The 16,400-nt window shown below is 68.1% G+C and carries 15 protein-coding genes and 1 pseudogene; 11 read left to right on the plus strand and 5 right to left on the minus strand.

The annotated features are described in order from the left end of the window. Positions 1–76: 76 nt before the first annotated feature. Both AX767_RS03280 and msrA read right to left on the minus strand, forming a co-directional pair. Positions 77–448, minus strand: a complete 372-nt coding sequence (locus AX767_RS03280; protein ID WP_068628601.1) for a hypothetical protein — start codon at positions 446–448, stop codon at positions 77–79. Positions 449–452: 4 nt separating this feature from the next. Then, complete coding sequence (msrA, locus tag AX767_RS03285; RefSeq protein ID WP_068628603.1) at positions 453–998, minus strand: peptide-methionine (S)-S-oxide reductase MsrA; 546 nt, start codon at positions 996–998, stop codon at positions 453–455. Between the two features lie 114 nt (positions 999–1,112). On the opposite strand from msrA, the gene AX767_RS03290 reads away from it, so the two are divergent. The 6 genes from AX767_RS03290 to AX767_RS03315 all read left to right on the plus strand — a co-directional run bounded on the left by AX767_RS03290 (position 1,113) and on the right by AX767_RS03315 (position 8,754). Next, positions 1,113–1,790, plus strand: coding sequence for a TetR/AcrR family transcriptional regulator (locus AX767_RS03290; protein WP_068628605.1), 678 nt, complete (start codon positions 1,113–1,115; stop codon positions 1,788–1,790). Next, positions 1,787–2,929, plus strand: a complete 1,143-nt coding sequence (locus tag AX767_RS03295) for an efflux RND transporter periplasmic adaptor subunit (protein ID WP_068628607.1) — start codon at positions 1,787–1,789, stop codon at positions 2,927–2,929. Before AX767_RS03290 ends, AX767_RS03295 begins: the two co-directional genes overlap by 4 nt. Before the next feature lie 15 nt (positions 2,930–2,944). Further along, the gene (locus AX767_RS03300; protein ID WP_068628609.1) at positions 2,945–6,160 is read left to right on the plus strand and encodes an efflux RND transporter permease subunit; all 3,216 of its coding nucleotides are present in this window, start codon (positions 2,945–2,947) and stop codon (positions 6,158–6,160) included. A 67-nt stretch (positions 6,161–6,227) separates the two neighbouring features. After that, positions 6,228–6,866: a protein-L-isoaspartate O-methyltransferase family protein gene (locus AX767_RS03305; RefSeq protein WP_068628611.1), complete on the plus strand. Its 639-nt coding sequence runs from the start codon at positions 6,228–6,230 to the stop codon at positions 6,864–6,866. Positions 6,867–6,871: 5 nt separating this feature from the next. Then, complete coding sequence (locus AX767_RS03310) at positions 6,872–7,210, plus strand: rhodanese-like domain-containing protein (RefSeq protein ID WP_068628613.1); 339 nt, start codon at positions 6,872–6,874, stop codon at positions 7,208–7,210. Positions 7,211–7,227: 17 nt separating this feature from the next. Then, the gene (locus tag AX767_RS03315) at positions 7,228–8,754 is read left to right on the plus strand and encodes a TolC family outer membrane protein (RefSeq protein WP_068628615.1); all 1,527 of its coding nucleotides are present in this window, start codon (positions 7,228–7,230) and stop codon (positions 8,752–8,754) included. On the opposite strand, the gene AX767_RS03320 is transcribed toward AX767_RS03315, so the two are convergent. Together AX767_RS03320 and AX767_RS03325 are read right to left on the minus strand one after the other, a co-directional pair. Further along, positions 8,735–10,162 (minus strand): 3-deoxy-D-manno-octulosonic acid transferase, encoded by a 1,428-nt coding sequence (locus AX767_RS03320; RefSeq protein ID WP_068628617.1) that lies wholly within the window; start codon positions 10,160–10,162, stop codon positions 8,735–8,737. The two genes, AX767_RS03315 and AX767_RS03320, sit on opposite strands and share 20 nt — an antisense overlap. Positions 10,163–10,179: 17 nt before the next feature. Continuing rightward, positions 10,180–11,560, minus strand: a pseudogene (locus AX767_RS03325) (phosphomannomutase/phosphoglucomutase). A gap of 109 nt (positions 11,561–11,669) precedes the next feature. Between AX767_RS03325 and AX767_RS03330 the strand changes: the two are divergent. The 4 genes from AX767_RS03330 (at position 11,670) to AX767_RS03345 (ending at position 14,974) form a co-directional block, all read left to right on the plus strand. Continuing rightward, the gene (locus AX767_RS03330) at positions 11,670–13,193 is read left to right on the plus strand and encodes an AlkA N-terminal domain-containing protein (RefSeq protein ID WP_068628619.1); all 1,524 of its coding nucleotides are present in this window, start codon (positions 11,670–11,672) and stop codon (positions 13,191–13,193) included. A gap of 8 nt (positions 13,194–13,201) precedes the next feature. Beyond that, a complete protein-coding gene (locus AX767_RS03335) occupies positions 13,202–13,699 on the plus strand; it encodes a methylated-DNA--[protein]-cysteine S-methyltransferase (RefSeq protein ID WP_068628621.1) in 498 nt (165 codons plus the stop codon). Next, entirely contained in the window at positions 13,696–14,616 is a 921-nt protein-coding gene (locus AX767_RS03340; protein ID WP_068628623.1) for a DMT family transporter, read from the plus strand. The genes AX767_RS03335 and AX767_RS03340 overlap by 4 nt, the downstream gene beginning before the upstream one ends. A gap of 73 nt (positions 14,617–14,689) precedes the next feature. Then, entirely contained in the window at positions 14,690–14,974 is a 285-nt protein-coding gene (locus AX767_RS03345) for a hypothetical protein (RefSeq protein WP_156480945.1), read from the plus strand. A 14-nt stretch (positions 14,975–14,988) separates the two neighbouring features. On the opposite strand, the gene AX767_RS03350 is transcribed toward AX767_RS03345, so the two are convergent. After that, positions 14,989–15,648, minus strand: a complete 660-nt coding sequence (locus AX767_RS03350; protein WP_068628627.1) for a DUF1345 domain-containing protein — start codon at positions 15,646–15,648, stop codon at positions 14,989–14,991. A 29-nt stretch (positions 15,649–15,677) separates the two neighbouring features. On the opposite strand from AX767_RS03350, the gene AX767_RS03355 reads away from it, so the two are divergent. After that, positions 15,678–16,400, plus strand: coding sequence for a c-type cytochrome (locus tag AX767_RS03355; RefSeq protein ID WP_068628628.1), 723 nt, complete (start codon positions 15,678–15,680; stop codon positions 16,398–16,400).

Consider the following 16,400-nt stretch of genomic DNA (forward strand, 5'->3'; position numbering starts at 1 on the left):
TGAATCGATGCCGCAACGGCATCGGGCCGGCCGCACGCCCGCAAGGGCATCGCAACCGGAACCGGAAAACGGAAATTCAACGAGGAGAAGGCGGGCCGCGTGCCTGGAACAGCGCGACCCAGCGGGCGAGTGCTTCGCCCTGGAAAAAGTCGAAGCTGGCCGCCGGCAGGACCAGCGGCAACACGATCAACGGGACGGCGATGGCCGCCGGCCCGTGCGACAGCTGGTCGTAGATGCGGCACTGCGCATCGCCATCGTGGTGGTCGGTGAAGAGTGCGGCCACCGAGCCGAACAGGCTCCTGTGCGTGTCTTGTGCGGTGGCCGTGGCATGCGTGTGTGCCAGCCCCGGCGCGTGCACGACGCCATGCACAAGCCCCAGGGTCGACGCGAACCACAACGCCAGCGTGAGCACGCAGGCGGTGAGGAAGGCGAACCGGGGCAGCCGCATGTGGCTACTTCACGCGCGACGCGAAGGTCTTCTGGAACTTCTCGACCTTCGGGCCGACGACGAACGCGCAGTAGCCCTGGTTCGGGTTGTTCAGGAAGTAATCCTGGTGATAGGCCTCGGCCGTCGAGTAGTTCGCGAGCGGCACCACCTCGGTGACGATCGGCGACTTGTACGTCTTGCTCTCGGTGATCTCGCGAATCACGCCCTGCGCCACTTCTTTTTGCGCGTCGCTGGTCGTGTAGATGCCGCTGCGGTATTGGGTGCCGGCATCGTTGCCTTGGCGGTTTAGCGTCGTCGGGTCGTGCACGACGAAGAAGATCTCGAGGATCTCGCGCAAGCTGATGACGGCCGGGTCGAACGCGACCTTGACCACCTCGACGTGCCCAGTGCGGCCCGTGCACACCTGCTCGTAGGTCGGATTGATCACGGCGCCGTTGCAATAGCCCGACTCGACATCGACGACGCCCTGCACGCGGTCGAAAACCGCTTCGGTGCACCAAAAGCAGCCGCCACCCAGGGTGATGGATTCGGTGTTCGACGTTGTGGACATGTTCAAGGACTCCTGCTGGATTGAAAGAGGCGGGGGCCGGTATTGTCGCGGCTTGACGGGCTTCCTGCCCGTCACTACATTACTAACCCGTCAGTCATTAACCCGCCCCGCCGAATGTCCGCGCCCCGCTCCCTCGCCGACAAGCTCTGCCCGATCCGCGCCAAGCGCGAGCGTCGGAAAGAAGCGCGCCCGGGCGAGTTGCTCGAAGCAGCGCTGGACCTGTTCGTCGAAAAAGGGTTTGCGGCTACGCGATCCGAAGAGGTGGCGGCGCGCGCGGGTGTTTCCAAGGGCACGCTCTTTCTTTATTTCCCGAGCAAGGAAGAGCTGTTCAAGGCGGTGATCGTCGAGAACCTGTCGGGCCGCTTCACCGAGTGGAACCAGGAATTCGAGGCTTTCGAAGGCACCAGCGCCGACATGTTGCGCTACTGCATGCGCATCTGGTGGGAGCGCGTGGGCTCGACCAAAGCCTCGGGCCTCACCAAGCTCATGATGAGCGAGGGCGGCAACTTTCCCGCGCTGGCCGAGTTCTACCGGCAGGAGGTGGTGCGACCCGGCCACGAACTGCTGCGCCGGATCCTGCGCCGCGGCATCGACAGCGGCGAGTTCGCGCCGGTCGATGTCGACCACGCGATCTATTCGGTCCTCGCGCCGATGATGTTCCTGATGCTCTGGAAGCATGCAAGCAACATCTGCGTGGACGACCAGACGCAGATCGATCCTGAAAAATACCTCGCCATCCAGGCCGAGACGGTGCTGTTCGGCCTCTCGGCGCAGCGGAATGCCAAGCCATGAAGCGCGCCGTTAAATGGGGCATCGCGGTGCTCGCGATCGCGCTGGTGGCCGGCGGCGCCTTCCGCACGATCGGCGCCCGCAAGGCCACGCAGGCGAGCGCTGCGGCCTCGGCCACGCCGGCGGAAACGGTGGTGCAACTGGCCGCGGCCGATGTCGTCACGGTGCGGCCGCGTTCGCTGGCCCAAACGCTCGGCGTTTCCGGCTCGCTCAAGGCGGTCGACTCGGCCGCCGTGAAGGCGCGGGTCGCCGGCGAACTCACCGGCCTCACCGTGCGCGAGGGCGACACGGTGACGGCCGGCCAGGTCATCGGCCGCATCGAGCCGGCCGAATACGAATCGCGCGTGCGGCAGGCGCAGGAGCAAGCCGACGCTGCCGCTGCGCAGGCCGACGTGGCCCAACGTTCGTACGACAACAACAAGGCACTGGTCGACCAGGGGTTCATCTCGAAGACGGCGCTCGACACGTCGCAGTCCAACCTGAATTCCGCACGCTCCACGCACCGTGCCGCGCTCGCTGCGGTCGAGGTCACTCGCAAGTCGCTCAACGACACCGTGCTCAAGAGCCCCATCGCGGGCCAGGTCGCGCAGCGGCTGGTGCAGTCGGGTGAGCGCGTCGCGATCGACACGCGCGTGATCGAAGTGGTCGACTTGAGCAAGATCGAGGTCGAGGCCACGCTCGCGGCGGCCGATTCGGTCGCGGTGCGGGTCGGCCAGCGCGCGAGCCTGCAGATCGAAGGCAGCGGCGTGGATGCGAGCGGCGCCGACCGCCAGGTCAACGCGACGGTGGTGCGCGTGAACCCGACCGCGCAGGCCGGCAGCCGCAGCGTGTTGGTGTATCTGCGGCTGGACCGCAACGCGGGCTTCCGCCAGGGCCTGTTCGCGCAGGGCAGCATCGAGGTCGGCCGCAGCACGGCACTCGCGCTGCCGCTGTCGGCAGTGCGCATCGACAAGCCCGCGCCGTATGTGCAGACAGTGGTTGATGGCCGCATCGCACACCGCGGCGTGCAGACCGGCCCGCGCGGCCAGGTCGATGGTCAGACGATGGTGGTGGTGAGCGGCATCGCCGACGGCGCGATGGTCGTGGCCGGCACGGTCGGGCCCTTGCGCGACGGCACCGCCGTGCGGCTGCCCGCCCCCTGATCTTCCCGCCCCCTCATGTGGTTCACCCGCGTCAGCCTGAAGAACCCCGTTTTCGCGACGATGCTGATGCTCGCGCTGGTGGTGCTCGGCCTCTTTTCGTACCAGCGGCTGCAGGTCGACCAGTTCCCCAACATCGACTTCCCGGTGGTGGTCATCATCACCGAGTACCCCGGCGCGTCGCCCGAAATCGTCGAGAGCGAAGTCACCAAGAAGGTAGAAGAAGGCGTCAACTCGATCGCCGGCATCAACGCCCTGACCTCGCGCAGCTACGAGGGCCAGTCGGTCGTCATCGTCGAGTTCCAGCTGTACGTGGACGGACGCAAGGCGGCCGACGACGTGCGCGAAAAAGTCGCTGCGGTGCGGCCGCTGTTTCGCGACGAGGTGAAAGACCCGCGCGTGCTGCGTTTCGATCCGGCCTCGCGGGCCGTCTGGTCGGTCGCGGTGCTGCCCGATGGCGGCGCCGCCAAGCAACCGAGCGCGGTCGAGCTCACCAACTGGGCCGACCAGGTGCTGAAGAAGCGCCTGGAGAACGTGCGCGGCGTCGGCTCCGTCACGCTCGTGGGCGGCACCAAACGCGAGATCAACCTCTACCTCAATCCGCAGGCCATGGAAGGCTTCGGCGTCAGCACCGAGCAGGTCGTGAACGCGGTGCGCAACGAGAACCAGGCGCTGCCGGTCGGCTCGGTGCGCTCGCTGGAGCAAGACCGGGTGGTGCAGATCGATGCGCGGATGGAACGGCCCGAAGACTTCGGCCGGATCATCGTCATGCGCAAGGGCGGCGCACCGATCCGCGTTGAACAGGTGGCGCGCGTGTCAGACGGCGCGCAGGAGCTCGACAGCCTCGCGCTCTACAACGGCCAGCGCACGCTGCTGCTCTCGGTGCAGAAGGCGCAGGACGAGAACACCATCGCAGTGGTCGACGGGCTGGTGAAGGCCATCGCCGAAATCCGCTCGCAATTGCCGCCGGGCGTGAAGCTCGAACCCATCGGCGACGCCTCGCGACCGATCCGCGTCGCGGTACAGAACGTGCGCCAGACGCTGATCGAAGGCGCGCTGCTCACGGTACTCATCGTCTTCCTGTTCCTCAATTCGTGGCGCTCCACCGTCATCACCGGCCTCACGCTGCCGATCGCGCTCATCGGCACCTTCTGGTTCATGGCGATGTTCGGTTTCACCATCAACATGGTCACGCTGATGGCGCTGTCGCTGTGCGTGGGCTTGCTGATCGACGACGCGATCGTGGTGCGCGAGAACATCGTGCGGCATGTGCAGATGGGCAAGACGCCCTACCGCGCCGCGCTCGAGGGCACGCAGGAGATCGGGTTGGCGGTGCTGGCCACCACGCTGTCGATCGTCGCGGTGTTCCTGCCGATCGGCTTCATGGGGGGGATCATCGGCAAGTTCTTCCACGAGTTCGGCATCACCATCGTGGCGGCGGTGCTGATCTCGATGTTCGTGAGCTTCACGCTCGACCCGATGCTCTCCAGCCTCTGGCACGACCCGGCTATTGACAACCACGGCAAGCGCGGCCGGCCGGTCACCTTCTACGACCGCACGATCGGCCGCGTCACCGGCGGATTCGACCGCGCGACCGAACGGCTGGCCGAAGGTTATCAACGCATCCTGCGCTGGTCGCTGGTGCACAAGCTGACGACGCTGTTCATCGCAATCGGCATCTTCGTCGGCAGCGTCTTCATGGTGCCGCTGCTCGGCACCGAGTTCGTGCCCAAGGCCGATTTTTCGGAGACGGCGATCAACTTTTACACGCCGGTCGGCTCGTCGATCGAAGTCACCGAAGCGCGGGCGCGGCAGGTCGAAGGCATCCTGCGCGAGATGCCCGAGGTGCGCTACACGCTTTCAACCATCAACACCGGCGACGCGCAGGGAAAGATGTACGCCAGCATCTACGTGCGGTTGGTCGACCGCAGTGCGCGCGAGCGCAGCGTCGACCAGATGTCGGCGGTGCTGCGCCAGCGGTTGCGGTCCGTGCCCGGCATCACCGTCACGCACGTCGGCCTGCGCGATTCGGTCGGCGGCAACAAGCCGGTCGAGTTCTCGCTGCAGGGGCCCGACCTGAAGGAGCTCGAACGCCTGAGCCAGCGCGTGATGGAGCGCCTCCGCCAGATCCCCGGCCTGGTCGACCTCGACTCCAGCCTCAAGCCCAACAAGCCGACGGTGAGCGTGGTGGTGCGCCGCGACGCCGCCTCCGACCTCGGCCTCGGCGTGGCACCGATCGCCACCGCGCTGCGCACGCTGGTGGCCGGCACCACGGTCGGCAACTGGCGCGCACCCGATGACCAGACCTACGACGTGAATGTGCGGCTCGCGCCCGAGGTGCGCAACTCGCCGGCCGACCTGGCGCGCCTGCCGTTCGTGACCACCGCCGCCGGCAGCAACGCGGACGGCTCGAGCCGCATCGTGCGACTCAACCAGGTGGCCGACGTGCGCGAATCGACCGGGCCGAACCAGATCAACCGCCGCGCGCTGGCGCGCGAAGTGGGCATCAACGCGAACACCGACGGCCGCTCGGCTGGCGAGGTGTCGAACGACGTGCGCACCGCGCTGGCCGAGATCGCTTTTCCACCCGGCTACAGCTACCAGTTCAGCGGCTCGACCAAGAACATGCAGGAGTCGTTCGCGTACGCGGTGTCGGCGCTGGCGCTCGCGATCATCTTCATCTACATGATCCTGGCGAGCCAGTTCAAAAGCTTCCTGCAGCCGCTGGCGCTCATGACGGCACTGCCGCTCACGCTGATCGGCGTGGTGCTGGCGCTGCTCACCTTCCATTCGACGCTCTCGATGTTCTCGGTCATCGGCATCGTGATGCTGATGGGCCTCGTCACCAAGAACGCGATCTTGCTGGTCGACTTCGCGATTCGCTCACGCGAACCGCACCTTGCCGACGACGGCACGGAAGTACCGGGCCTGGATCGCGCCGACGCCTTGCTGCTCGCCGCGCGCGTGCGGCTGCGGCCCATCCTGATGACCACGCTCGCCATGATCTTCGGCATGGTGCCGCTCGCCTTCGCCCTCAGCGAAGGCTCCGAGCAGCGCGCGCCGATGGGCCAGGCCGTCATCGGCGGCGTCATCACCTCGTCGCTGCTCACGCTGGTCGTGGTGCCGGTCGTCTACTGCTACATGGACGATCTCGCGACCTGGGCGCGCCGCCGCTGGAACGGCTCGCCCACACCCTTGCCAACGACCCCACCTAAAATTGAGGGTTTGTCCTGAGACCCCTCGGAGAAAGTCCCATGAACCCCACCAATCCCCCGCCACGCTCGCGCTCCTGCGCTTCAACATGATCGAGCAGCAGATCCGTCCCTGGGATGTGCACGACGCCGAGATCCTCGCGTTGCTCGACCAGATCCGCCGCGAGGACTACGTGCCGCAGGCACACCGCGCGCTGGCCTTCTTCGACATGGAGCTGCCGCTCGGCGACGGCAGCGTGCCGGGCGAAACCATGCTGGCGCCGAAGGTCGAAGCGCGCATGCTGCACGACCTGCATGTGCAGAAGCACGAGAAGGTGCTGGAGATCGGCACCGGCTCCGGCTTCATGGCCGCGCTGCTCGGCAACCGCGCCGCCAGCGTGCTGACGCTGGAGATCAATCCCGCGCTGGCGGCCCGCGCCGCCGAGACGCTGCGCCAGAACGGCATGTCCAATGTCGAGGTGCGCCACGCCGACGGCGCGAAGCCGCTGGCGAGCGGCCCCAGCTTCGACGTGATCGTGCTGAGCGGCTCGGTCGCGAAGGTGCCGCAGAACCTGCTCGGCTCGCTCAACGTCGGTGGCCGTCTGATTGCCATCGTGGGCGACGAGCCGATGATGCGCACCCACATCGTCACGCGCGTGAGCGAAGGCAAGTGGGAAACGGCGCAGCCCTGGGACACCGTGGCGCCGCGCCTGCTCAGCTTCCCCGAGCCGTCGAAGTTCGCCTTCTGAACGCGATGATCGATCAGGTCCGCCCCGCCGATCTCGCCGCCTGGTTCGCACAGGAGGGTGACGCGCCTGCCGTGTTGCTCGACGTGCGCGAGCCGTGGGAGCTGCAGACCGCGAGTGTCACGCCGCAAGGCTTTGCGCTGGTGGCGATTCCGATGAACGAGATCCCGGCGCGTGTGGCCGAACTCGATCCCGGCCTGCGCATTGCCTGCCTGTGCCATCACGGCGCGCGCAGTCAACGCGTGGCCGCCTTTCTGAGCCAGAACGGCTTTGCCGACATCGCCAATGTGGCGGGCGGCATCGACGCCTGGTCGGCGCAACACGACGCGAGCGTGCCGCGCTACTGATCTTCCAAGGACCTGCGATGTCTGTCTGGCCCCGGCTACTTCCCCTTCCGGCTGCACTCGTCGCGGCGCTTGCGTTGCCGGCCCATGGCCAGAGCCTCATCGACCTCTATGAATCTGCGCGCGGCTACGACGCCACGTACCAGGGCGCCCGCGCGCAGTTCGATGCCAGCGTGGCACGCGCCGCACAGGCGAAGGCTGGCATCCTGCCCGCGGTGGGTCTGTCGGCGGGCGTGAACCGCAACGACCTCGACATCCACGTGATCAGCGGCAGCCAGCAGGGCTCCGCGTCGCGTGACTTCAATACGCAGAGCGCCGGCATCAACGCGACACAGCCAATCTACCGCCCCGCCGCCTGGGCGACCTACGAGCAGGGCAAGCTGCAGGCCGAAGTGGCGCAGGCGGTGTTGACCAGTGCGGAGCAAGACCTCATCGTGCGCGTGAGCCAGACCTACTTCGACGTGCTGGCCAGCCAGGACAGCCTGGCGCTGGTTCGCGCGCAGAAGGTGGCCGTGGCAGAACAGCTCGCGTCGGCCAAGCGCAACTTCGAAGTCGGCACCTCGACCATCACCGATTCGCGCGAAGCGCAGGCGCGCTACGACCTGGTGATCGCACAGGAGATCGCCGCCGAGAACGACTTGCAGGTCAAGAAGATCGTGCTCGACCAGCTGGTCGGCCGGCCCGGCAGCGTGCCGGTGCCGCTCGCCGCGCCGGTGGTGTTGCCGGTTGCCACGCCCACCGACATGAACGTGTGGGTCGCGCAGGCCGAAGAAGTGCACCCGTCGATCAGGCAGGCGCGCCTGGGCCTCGACGTGGCCGGGCTGGAAGTGAAGAAGGCCGAAGCCGGCCACAAGCCGACGCTGGACGCCAACCTCGGCTACAACATCTCGCGCAACCCGACCGGCACCAGCACCGCCACCGTGGGCACGCGCGTCAACGCGGCAAGCATCGGCGTGGTGTTCAACATGCCGCTCTTCGCCGGCTTCGCGACCGAAAACCGGATCCGGGAAACGCTGGCACTCGAAGAGCAATCGCGACAGATCCTCGAATCCACGCGCCGCAGCGTGACGCAGGCGACCCGCGCGGCTTATCTCGGGCTCGTGTCGGGTGCCGGGCAGGTGAAGGCGCTGGAGGCGGCCGAATCGTCGAGCCAGAGTGCGCTGGACGCCAACCGCCTCGGCTATCAGGTCGGCGTGCGCATCAACATCGACGTGCTCAATTCGCAGAGCCAGTTGTTCCAGACCAAGCGCGACCTCGCGCAGGCGCGCTACAACGTTCTGCTGGGCAACCTCAAGTTGCGCCAGGCCAACGGCACGCTGGTGCCGGAAGACCTGCAGGCGATCAACGCGACGCTGGCGCCACCGGGCACCGCCGGCGCCGCCGCCTCGGCCGTCACGCCGTCGGCTGCGACGCAAAGCCCGGTGCCGGTCGCGCCGACGACGATTCCCACCGTGCCGCCGGTGCCGCAGCAACCCTTCAACCCGCTGCCGCCCGTGATGCCGACGGCACCGCCGCCGCCGGTCATCCTCAGTCCGCCGGTGCGCTGAGGTCGTCGAGCACCGGGTCGGTTCGCTCCGCGGACGCACCCGCCGGCACGCCGGCCGGACCCGAGGCGCCCGCACCCGCGACGGGCCGCGGCACGTCCTGCACCAGCGCCAGCACCGCCGCCGCCGTGCGCTGCGCGGCGCCGCGGTTCGATGACGAAAACGCCAGCGCGGCCTGAACCATCGCATCGCGTTTGGCCGCGTTGTTGACGATGGCCAAAGCGGCCTTCACCGCCTGCTCCATGTCGGCCACGCGCTGCGCGGCACCCGCCGCCAGCGACAGTTCGGCCGCCTCGGCGAAGTTGAAGGTCGACGGCCCCATCACCACCGGGCAGCCGCAGGCGGCGGCTTCGATCAGGTTCTGCCCGCCCAGTGGCTCGAAACTGCCGCCGAGCAGCGCCACGTGGGCCAGGCCGTAGTAAAGCGCCATTTCGCCGAGCGAGTCGCCGAGCCAGATCTCGGCATCGCTGAGCTCGTCGGCAGCGGCGCTCCGGCGCGCGACGCCGAAGCCATGCGAGGCAACCAGCGCAGCCACTTCGTCGAAACGCTGCGGATGGCGCGGGACGATCATCCACTGCACGTCGTGCACGCGCTTCGCGATGGAATTGATCGCGGCCTGCGCCGGCGGAACGGGCACGGCGGCACCGAACCGCTTCAGTACCTCGAGCAGCATTTGCTCCTCGCCGTCGCGCGAGCTGGCGAACACCACGATCGGCTTGGGCAGCGAAGCGCGCAACTGATCGGCCGCGGCGAGTTGCCGAATGTCGGGGGCGGCGTCGAACTTCAGATTGCCGTAGACGCCTTCGACCTTGGCACCGAGCGACACCAGCCGGTGCGCATCGGCTTCGGTCTGCGCCCACACCGCGGTGAGCGCGCCGTAGGCCGGCCGCGCCAGCCAGGCGAGGCGCTCGGCGGACGCCAGCGACTTCTCGTTCAGGCGGGCGTTGGCGAGCACCAGCGGAATGCCGCGCTCGGCGCAGGCCGCGGTCATTTCGGGCCACACCTCGGTTTCCATCAGCACGCCGATGCGCGGGCGGAATCGATCGAGAAATGCCGCCACCGCTTTCGGCGTGTCCCACGGCATCCACACCTGCAGGTCCCCGGGCTCGAGCAGTCGGGCGCCCTCTTCGCGGCCGGTCGCCGTGCCGTGCGTGAGCAGGATCGGCACGCCCGGATGCTGGCGTCGCAGCTCGATCAGCAGGATGCCGGCGGCACGCGCCTCGCCGAGCGACACCGCATGGATCCAGCACCAGTCCTGGCCGGTGAGTACGGGGTCGTACATGCCGAAGCGCTCTTCCACCGCCACGGCGTAGCCGGGCTCGGCCACGGCGCGCTTCTTGAGCTTTCGCCGCACCAGCGGCTGCGACAACCGCGTGAACGCGCCGTAGAGGCGCAGCATCAACGACCGCACGTTGCGTGTTGACGCGTTCAGTGGGAAGCCTCCGCCAGCGACGCGTCGGGCTTGACGGTGCGCAGCAGTGCGAGGAACGTGTCCTGGATGCGGTGCAGCGCGGCGTCGGTCTGCCCTTCGAAGCGCATGACCAGCACCGGCGTCGTGTTGGAAGCGCGAATCAGGCCGAAGCCGTCGGGCCAGTCGACGCGCAGGCCGTCGATGGTCGACACCACCGCCGGCGCATCGAAGGTCGCCGTCTTCACGAGTTGCTCGACCAGGCCATGCGGTTCGCCTTCGGCGCACTTCACGTTCAGCTCAGGCGTCGAGAAGCTGGTCGGCAGGCCGTTGAGCACGGCGTTCGCATCCGGGCTCTTGCTCAGGATCTCGAGCAGACGGCAACCCGCATACGTGCCGTCGTCGAAACCGAACCAGCGCTCCTTGAAGAAGATGTGGCCGCTCATCTCGCCGCCGAGCGGCGAGTCGATCTCTTTCATCTTCGCCTTGATGAGCGAGTGGCCGGTCTTGTAGATCATCGGCACGCCGCCGGCGGCTTCGATGGCCGGGGCCCAGGCGCTGCGAGCACTTCACGTCGTAGTGATGGTGCCGCCCGGCACGCGCGAGAGCACATCCGCTGCGAAGAGCTGCATCTGGCGGTCGGGGAAGATGTTCTGGCCGTCCTGGGTGACGATGCCGAGGCGGTCGCCCGTCGCCATCGAACGCGAGGCCCAGTTCGGCGTCGCCAGCCTTCAAGGCAGCCATCAGATCCTTGAGGTTCTCGGGCCGGCTCGGGTCGGGGTGGTGGTTGGGAAAGTCGCCGTCGACCTCGCTGAAAAGCTCGGTCACTTCGCAGCCAGCGCACGGAAGATCGCCGGGGCCGAGGCGCCGGCGATGCCGTTGCCCGAATCGACCACGATCTTCATGGGCGCGCCAGCTGGATGTCGCCCACGATGCGCTGCGTGTAGGCCTCGGTCACATCGACCTGGCGCACGCTGCCGCCGGGTGCGCGCATGGCGCTGTCGGCCTCCATCGTGCGGCGAAGGCCTGGATTTCGTCGCCATAGATCGCGCGGCCAGCCATCACCATCTTGAAACCGTTGTAGTCCTTGGGGTTGTGGCTGCCCGTGACCTGGATGCCGCTGGTGCACAGCGTGTGCGCCGCGAAGTAGAGCATCGGCGTGGTCACCGCGCCGACGTCGAGCACCTCGACGCCGGTGGCGACCAGGCCCTTGATCAGCGCCTCGACGAGCGACGGACCCGAGAGGCGACCGTCGCGTCCCACGGCCACGGATTTTTCGCCGGCGGCGCGGGCCGCGCTGCCGAAGGCCCGGCCCAATGCCTCGGCGACCTGCGTGTCGAGCGTGCCGGGCACGACACCGCGAATGTCGTAGGCCTTGAAGATGGATGCGTTGAGCTGCATGAGTGCCCTGTGGTTGGCTGAAAACTGGGAACCATTGTAGGCATCCGCACCCCGAGCCACATGTCCGAAAACGGCCAGCGCCAGAATGACAGACTCGTATCATCCGACCATGTCCACCCCTCTCACGCCCGGCCTTGAAGGCGATGCCTGCTACCTCGCGATGAAGACGCACGACGCGCGTTTCGACGGTTCTTTTTTTACCGCCGTGACATCGACTGGCATCTATTGCCGCCCGGTGTGCCGGGTGAAGCTGCCGCGGCGCGAGAACTGCCGGTTCTTTCGCCACGCGGCGCAGTGCGAAGCCGAAGGTTTTCGCCCCTGCCTGCGCTGCCGGCCCGAACTTGCGCCGCGTGCGGCGAGCTGGTCGACCGAAGACGCGTCGCGCATCCTCGCGCTGCAGGCGGCGCGGCTGATCGACCAGCCCGATGCCTGGGCGCATCTCACCGAGGGCAGCGGCCCCGGCGCCGCGCAGATCGCGGCGCGCCTTGGCGTGAGCGACCGGCATCTGCGCCGCATCTTCGAAACGCAGTTCGGCGTCTCGCCGCTGCAATACCTGCAAACCCGCCGGCTGCTCGCGGCCAAGCAACTCATCGCCGACACCCGCCTGCCGATGACACAGGTGGCGCCGGCCAGCGGCTTCGCGAGCGTGCGGCGTTTCAATGCGGCGTTCGTCGCGCACTACGGGCTCAACCCGAGCGCGCTGCGACGCGCCGGTGGCACGGCGGAGCGCCGCGAGGGCCAGCCGGTCGAAGTGCGCCTCGGTTACCGGCCACCGTACGACGCGGCGGCGATGCTCGGCTTTTTCGGACGGCGCGCACTGCGCGGCATCGAGGCCGTCACCGGCAGCGGCGGGCAGGCGGGCATCGCGCGCACGCTGCGCGTGCTGCAAGGCGCGCACACGCACACCGGCTGGCTGCAGATGCGCTTCGAGCCGTCGCGCGAACAACTGCTGCTGTCGGTCAGCGATTCGCTCGCCGGCGTGTTGCCGATCGTGATCGGCCGCGTGCGCGCCATGCTCGATCTCGATGCCGAGCCGATGGCGATCAATGCGGCGCTGCACGCGCGCTTCCCGGACGGCGACGGCTTGCGGGTGCCGGGCACGGTCGACGGCTTCGAGCTCGCGGTGCGCGCCGTGCTCGGCCAGCAGATCACGGTGGCCGCGGCGCGCACGCTGGGCGCGCGGCTGGTCGAGGCCTTCGGCGACGCCATCGCCACGCCGGTGGCCGGACTCGACCGCTTGTTCCCGACGCCCGCCGCGATTGCCGCGGCAAGCGGCGACGCCCTGGGCCACCTCGGCATCGTGCGCCAGCGGCAGGCCGCGCTGCAGGCCATCGCACGCGAGGTGGCCGAAGGCCGGCTCGCATTGCACGCCGGCGCCGACGTTCCCTCGACGCTGGTCGCGCTCCAGGCGCTGCCCGGCATCGGCGAATGGACCGCGCAATACATCGCGATGCGCGCACTGCGCTGGCCCGACGCGTTCCCGGCCGGCGACGTGGCGCTGCAAAAAGCACTCGGCGTGACCGGCGCCCGCGCGGCCACCGAGGCCTCGCAAGCCTGGCGCCCGTGGCGCGGCTACGCGGTGCTGCGCGCATGGCACACCCTTTCAACTCCACCAGCCGCTGCCCGCGCCTGATTGCTCCCATGAAATTCAAGAACACCCTCCTTTTCACCTCGCACATCGACACCCGCCTGGGCGGCGTGCGCCTGGTTGCCACCGACCAGGGCCTGGCCGGCGTCTGGTTCGACGCGCAACGGCACTTCCCCGACATCACCGGCTGGCAAACGAACGACGCCCACCCGGTGCTGGCCGAAGCAGCGACGCAGCTGCGCGACTACTTCGAAGGCCGGCGCCGGCAGTTCGACCTGCCGCTCGACCTCTCGCATGGCACCGCGTTCCAGCAGGCCGTGTGGCAGGCGTTGCGGGCGATCCCGGCCGGCGCGACCACGAGCTACGGCCGGCTGAGCGCCGGGGTCGGCAAGCCGGCCGCGGTTCGCGCCGTGGGTGCGGCTGTCGGGCGCAACCCGATCAGCGTGATCGTGCCGTGCCATCGCGTGCTCGGCGCCGATGGCTCGCTCACCGGTTACGCAGGCGGGCTCGACCGCAAAACGGCGCTGCTCGAACTGGAAGGCGCGCTGTGAGCGCGGCGGCAGCGCGCGCGCCGCGCAGCTGGCTGGTCGATCTGGTGCTGCTTGGCGCGCTGTGGGGCGCGTCGTTCCTGTTCATGCGCATCGGTGCGGCGGAGTTCGGCGCACTGCCGGCCGCCGCCGTGCGGGTGGCGGTGGCCATGGTGTTCCTCATCCCGCTGATGATGGCGCGCGGACATGGCGCGACGCTGGTGCGCCACTGGAAGCCGGCGCTGCTGATCGGCGTCTTCAACTCGGGCATTCCGTTCGCACTGTTCTGTTTCGCGCTGCTGACGATCAACAGCGGCTTGGCGGCCGTGCTCAACGCGACGGTGCCGATGTTCGGCGCGCTCGTCGCGTGGGCCTGGTTCAAGGATCGGCCCGACGGTGCGCGCCTGATCGGCCTGGTCATCGGCTTTGCCGGCGTGGCCATGCTCGCGAGTCGCAGTGCCGGGCTTCATGCCGAAGCCGGCGGCGGCAACGCGGCACTGTGGGCCGTGCTGGCCTGCCTGGGCGCCTGCGTGAGCTACGGCATTTCGGCCAGCGCAGCGCGGCGCTACCTCGGCGGCATTCCTGCACTGGCGACCGCGACCGGCAGCCAGATCGGCGCCACGCTGTTCCTCGCCCTGCCCGCGATCTGGTTCTGGCCTGCGCAGATGCCGGGGCTGCGCGCCTGGCTCGCGCTCATTGCGCTCGGCGTGGCCAGCACCGGCATCGCGTACATCCTGTTTTTCCGGCTGATCGAAAACGCCGGGCCGGCGCGCGCGCTCACCGTGACCTTTCTGGTGCCGGTTTTCGCGGTGTTCTACGGCGCGGTGTTCCTGGGCGAGAGCATCACCCAGTGGATGCTGCTCTGCGCCGTGGTGATCGTCTGCGGCGTGGCGCTGTCGACGGGCCTTGTCAAACTCGGGCGCCGCGCCGCAGGCGCTTGAAGCTCGGGCGGTTGAAGGGAATTTCCTACAAGAGTGAGGAAATTTCGGATTTGCAAACGGGCTGACAACGTGCATGCTGGCGACGCTGTGCTCCATTTCGCTCCTCGCCCAACTCAGCCATGAAGTTCGTTGTCTTTCAAGTTGCCGGCGGTCGCTGGGATTGGGAATTCCGGGCGGCCGATGGCTCAGCCATCGCGCGCTGCGTGCTGGATTCAGCACCCGCCAAGCGGCCATCCTCGACGTCCAGAAATTGCGGTCGGGTGCGGCGGCCAGCGCCATATTCGATCCGCTGGGAAATCTGGTGATCGGCGAACCATCCCCATCGTCGGGCATTGCGGCGCCGCTTCGCAAACCCTGAGCCGGCAGTTGCCCCTAGATGGCGCTGGCCACCACGTTGATCGACAGCGCGAGCACCACCATGTTGAAGGCGAACGCCAACACCCCGTGCAGCAGCGTGAGCCGACGCATCTGGCGCGACGTGACCTGGACGTCGGACACCTGCGACGTCATGCCGACGACGTAGGAGTAATAGAGAAAGTCGAAGTAGTCCGGGTCTTCCGTGCCTGGGAAATCGAGCCCGGCTTGCTTGCTCGAATCGGCGCTCTTCTCGGCCTGGTAGTAGCGATGCGCGTAGTGGAACGTGAACAGCGTGTGGATCAGCAACCACGAGCCGGCGAGCGACACGACGCCCAGCCCGATGTGCAACGCCCGGTCCAGATCGCCCATGTCCTTGACCTGCCGGAGCAACATGCCGATGACCACCACGCTGACCCCGATGGCGACCAGCATCGCGAAGAGGATCAGCATGTTGGGCTGGTCGAGCGCCTGCGCTCGGGCCCGCACGCGCTTGGCGTCGCAGGTCATCGCGAGGCGCCAGACCAGCAACAGGTACACCACGACAGCACAGCACCAGCCGAACAGGCCTCGCGCCAGCCCGTCGAGCGGATACGCGAGAACCCCCGCAAGGACGCCGGCGCCGGCGCCGTAGAGCAGGCGCTGCGGGCCCTGGGTGGACGATATGTCTAGTCGCATACGGCGACTGTAGCCTTCACAATGGTCGGATGAGACAGGCCTTGCGAACCCTCGCATCCATTGCATGCATCGCGTTCACCGGCATGGGCGGGGTGAGCGCCTCGGCGGCGACGCCACCGGGCCGCGTGCCCGACACCATCGCGCAGCGCGTGGCAGCCTGCATCGCCTGTCATGGGCGCGAAGGCGCGAGCACCAACGTCGGCTACTTCCCGCGGTTGGCGGGCAAGCCGGCAGGCTATCTCTTCAATCAGCTGGTCAGCTTTCGCGATGGTCGGCGCTTCAATTCAGACATGGCGTACATGGTCCAGCACCTGTCGGACGACTACCTGCGCGAGATCGCCGACTACTTCGCGAACCTCGACTACCCCTATCCGCCCGTCGCGACCACGAGCGATGCCTCGCCGGCCCTGGTCGCGCGCGGCAAGACGCTGGCGTTGCAGGGCGATGCGGCACGGGGCATTCCAGCCTGCGTCGCGTGCCATGGCACGGCGCTGACCGGCGTGCTGCCCGCGATCCCCGGGCTGGTCGGTCTGCCGCGCCTGTATGTCGCATCGCAGCTCGGTTCCTGGCTGACCGACAGCCGGCACGCGCTCGGCCCCGACTGCATGACGGAGGTGGGCCGCAAGCTCACGACCGACGACGTCAACGCCGTAGCGAGCTGGCTGGCCCTGCAGCCGGTCCCTGTCAATGCGAAGGCGGCCGCTGCTCTCCCCGGCCCGGCGCCGATGGCGTGCAGCGCCATGGCAAAGTGA

Origin of the sequence: Variovorax sp. PAMC 28711, assembly GCF_001577265.1 — a bacterium.
Taxonomy (GTDB): Bacteria; Pseudomonadota; Gammaproteobacteria; order Burkholderiales; family Burkholderiaceae_C; genus Variovorax.

Bases quoted from the DNA above. Each gene is read 5' to 3' on its own strand.
- AX767_RS03315 (WP_068628615.1), top strand. From the start codon at position 7,228: ATGTCTGTCTGGCCCCGGCTACTTCCCCTTCCGGCTGCACTCGTCGCG.
- AX767_RS03305 (WP_068628611.1), top strand. From the start codon at position 6,228: ATGATCGAGCAGCAGATCCGTCCCTGGGATGTGCACGACGCCGAGATC.
- AX767_RS03330 (WP_068628619.1), top strand. From the start codon at position 11,670: ATGTCCACCCCTCTCACGCCCGGCCTTGAAGGCGATGCCTGCTACCTC.
- AX767_RS03335 (WP_068628621.1), top strand. From the start codon at position 13,202: ATGAAATTCAAGAACACCCTCCTTTTCACCTCGCACATCGACACCCGC.
- msrA (WP_068628603.1), bottom strand. From the start codon at position 998: ATGTCCACAACGTCGAACACCGAATCCATCACCCTGGGTGGCGGCTGC.
- AX767_RS03295 (WP_068628607.1), top strand. From the start codon at position 1,787: ATGAAGCGCGCCGTTAAATGGGGCATCGCGGTGCTCGCGATCGCGCTG.
- AX767_RS03290 (WP_068628605.1), top strand. From the start codon at position 1,113: ATGTCCGCGCCCCGCTCCCTCGCCGACAAGCTCTGCCCGATCCGCGCC.
- AX767_RS03280 (WP_068628601.1), bottom strand. From the start codon at position 448: ATGCGGCTGCCCCGGTTCGCCTTCCTCACCGCCTGCGTGCTCACGCTG.
- AX767_RS03345 (WP_156480945.1), top strand. From the start codon at position 14,690: ATGCTGGCGACGCTGTGCTCCATTTCGCTCCTCGCCCAACTCAGCCAT.
- AX767_RS03350 (WP_068628627.1), bottom strand. From the start codon at position 15,648: ATGCGACTAGACATATCGTCCACCCAGGGCCCGCAGCGCCTGCTCTAC.
- AX767_RS03310 (WP_068628613.1), top strand. From the start codon at position 6,872: ATGATCGATCAGGTCCGCCCCGCCGATCTCGCCGCCTGGTTCGCACAG.
- AX767_RS03300 (WP_068628609.1), top strand. From the start codon at position 2,945: ATGTGGTTCACCCGCGTCAGCCTGAAGAACCCCGTTTTCGCGACGATG.
- AX767_RS03355 (WP_068628628.1), top strand. From the start codon at position 15,678: ATGAGACAGGCCTTGCGAACCCTCGCATCCATTGCATGCATCGCGTTC.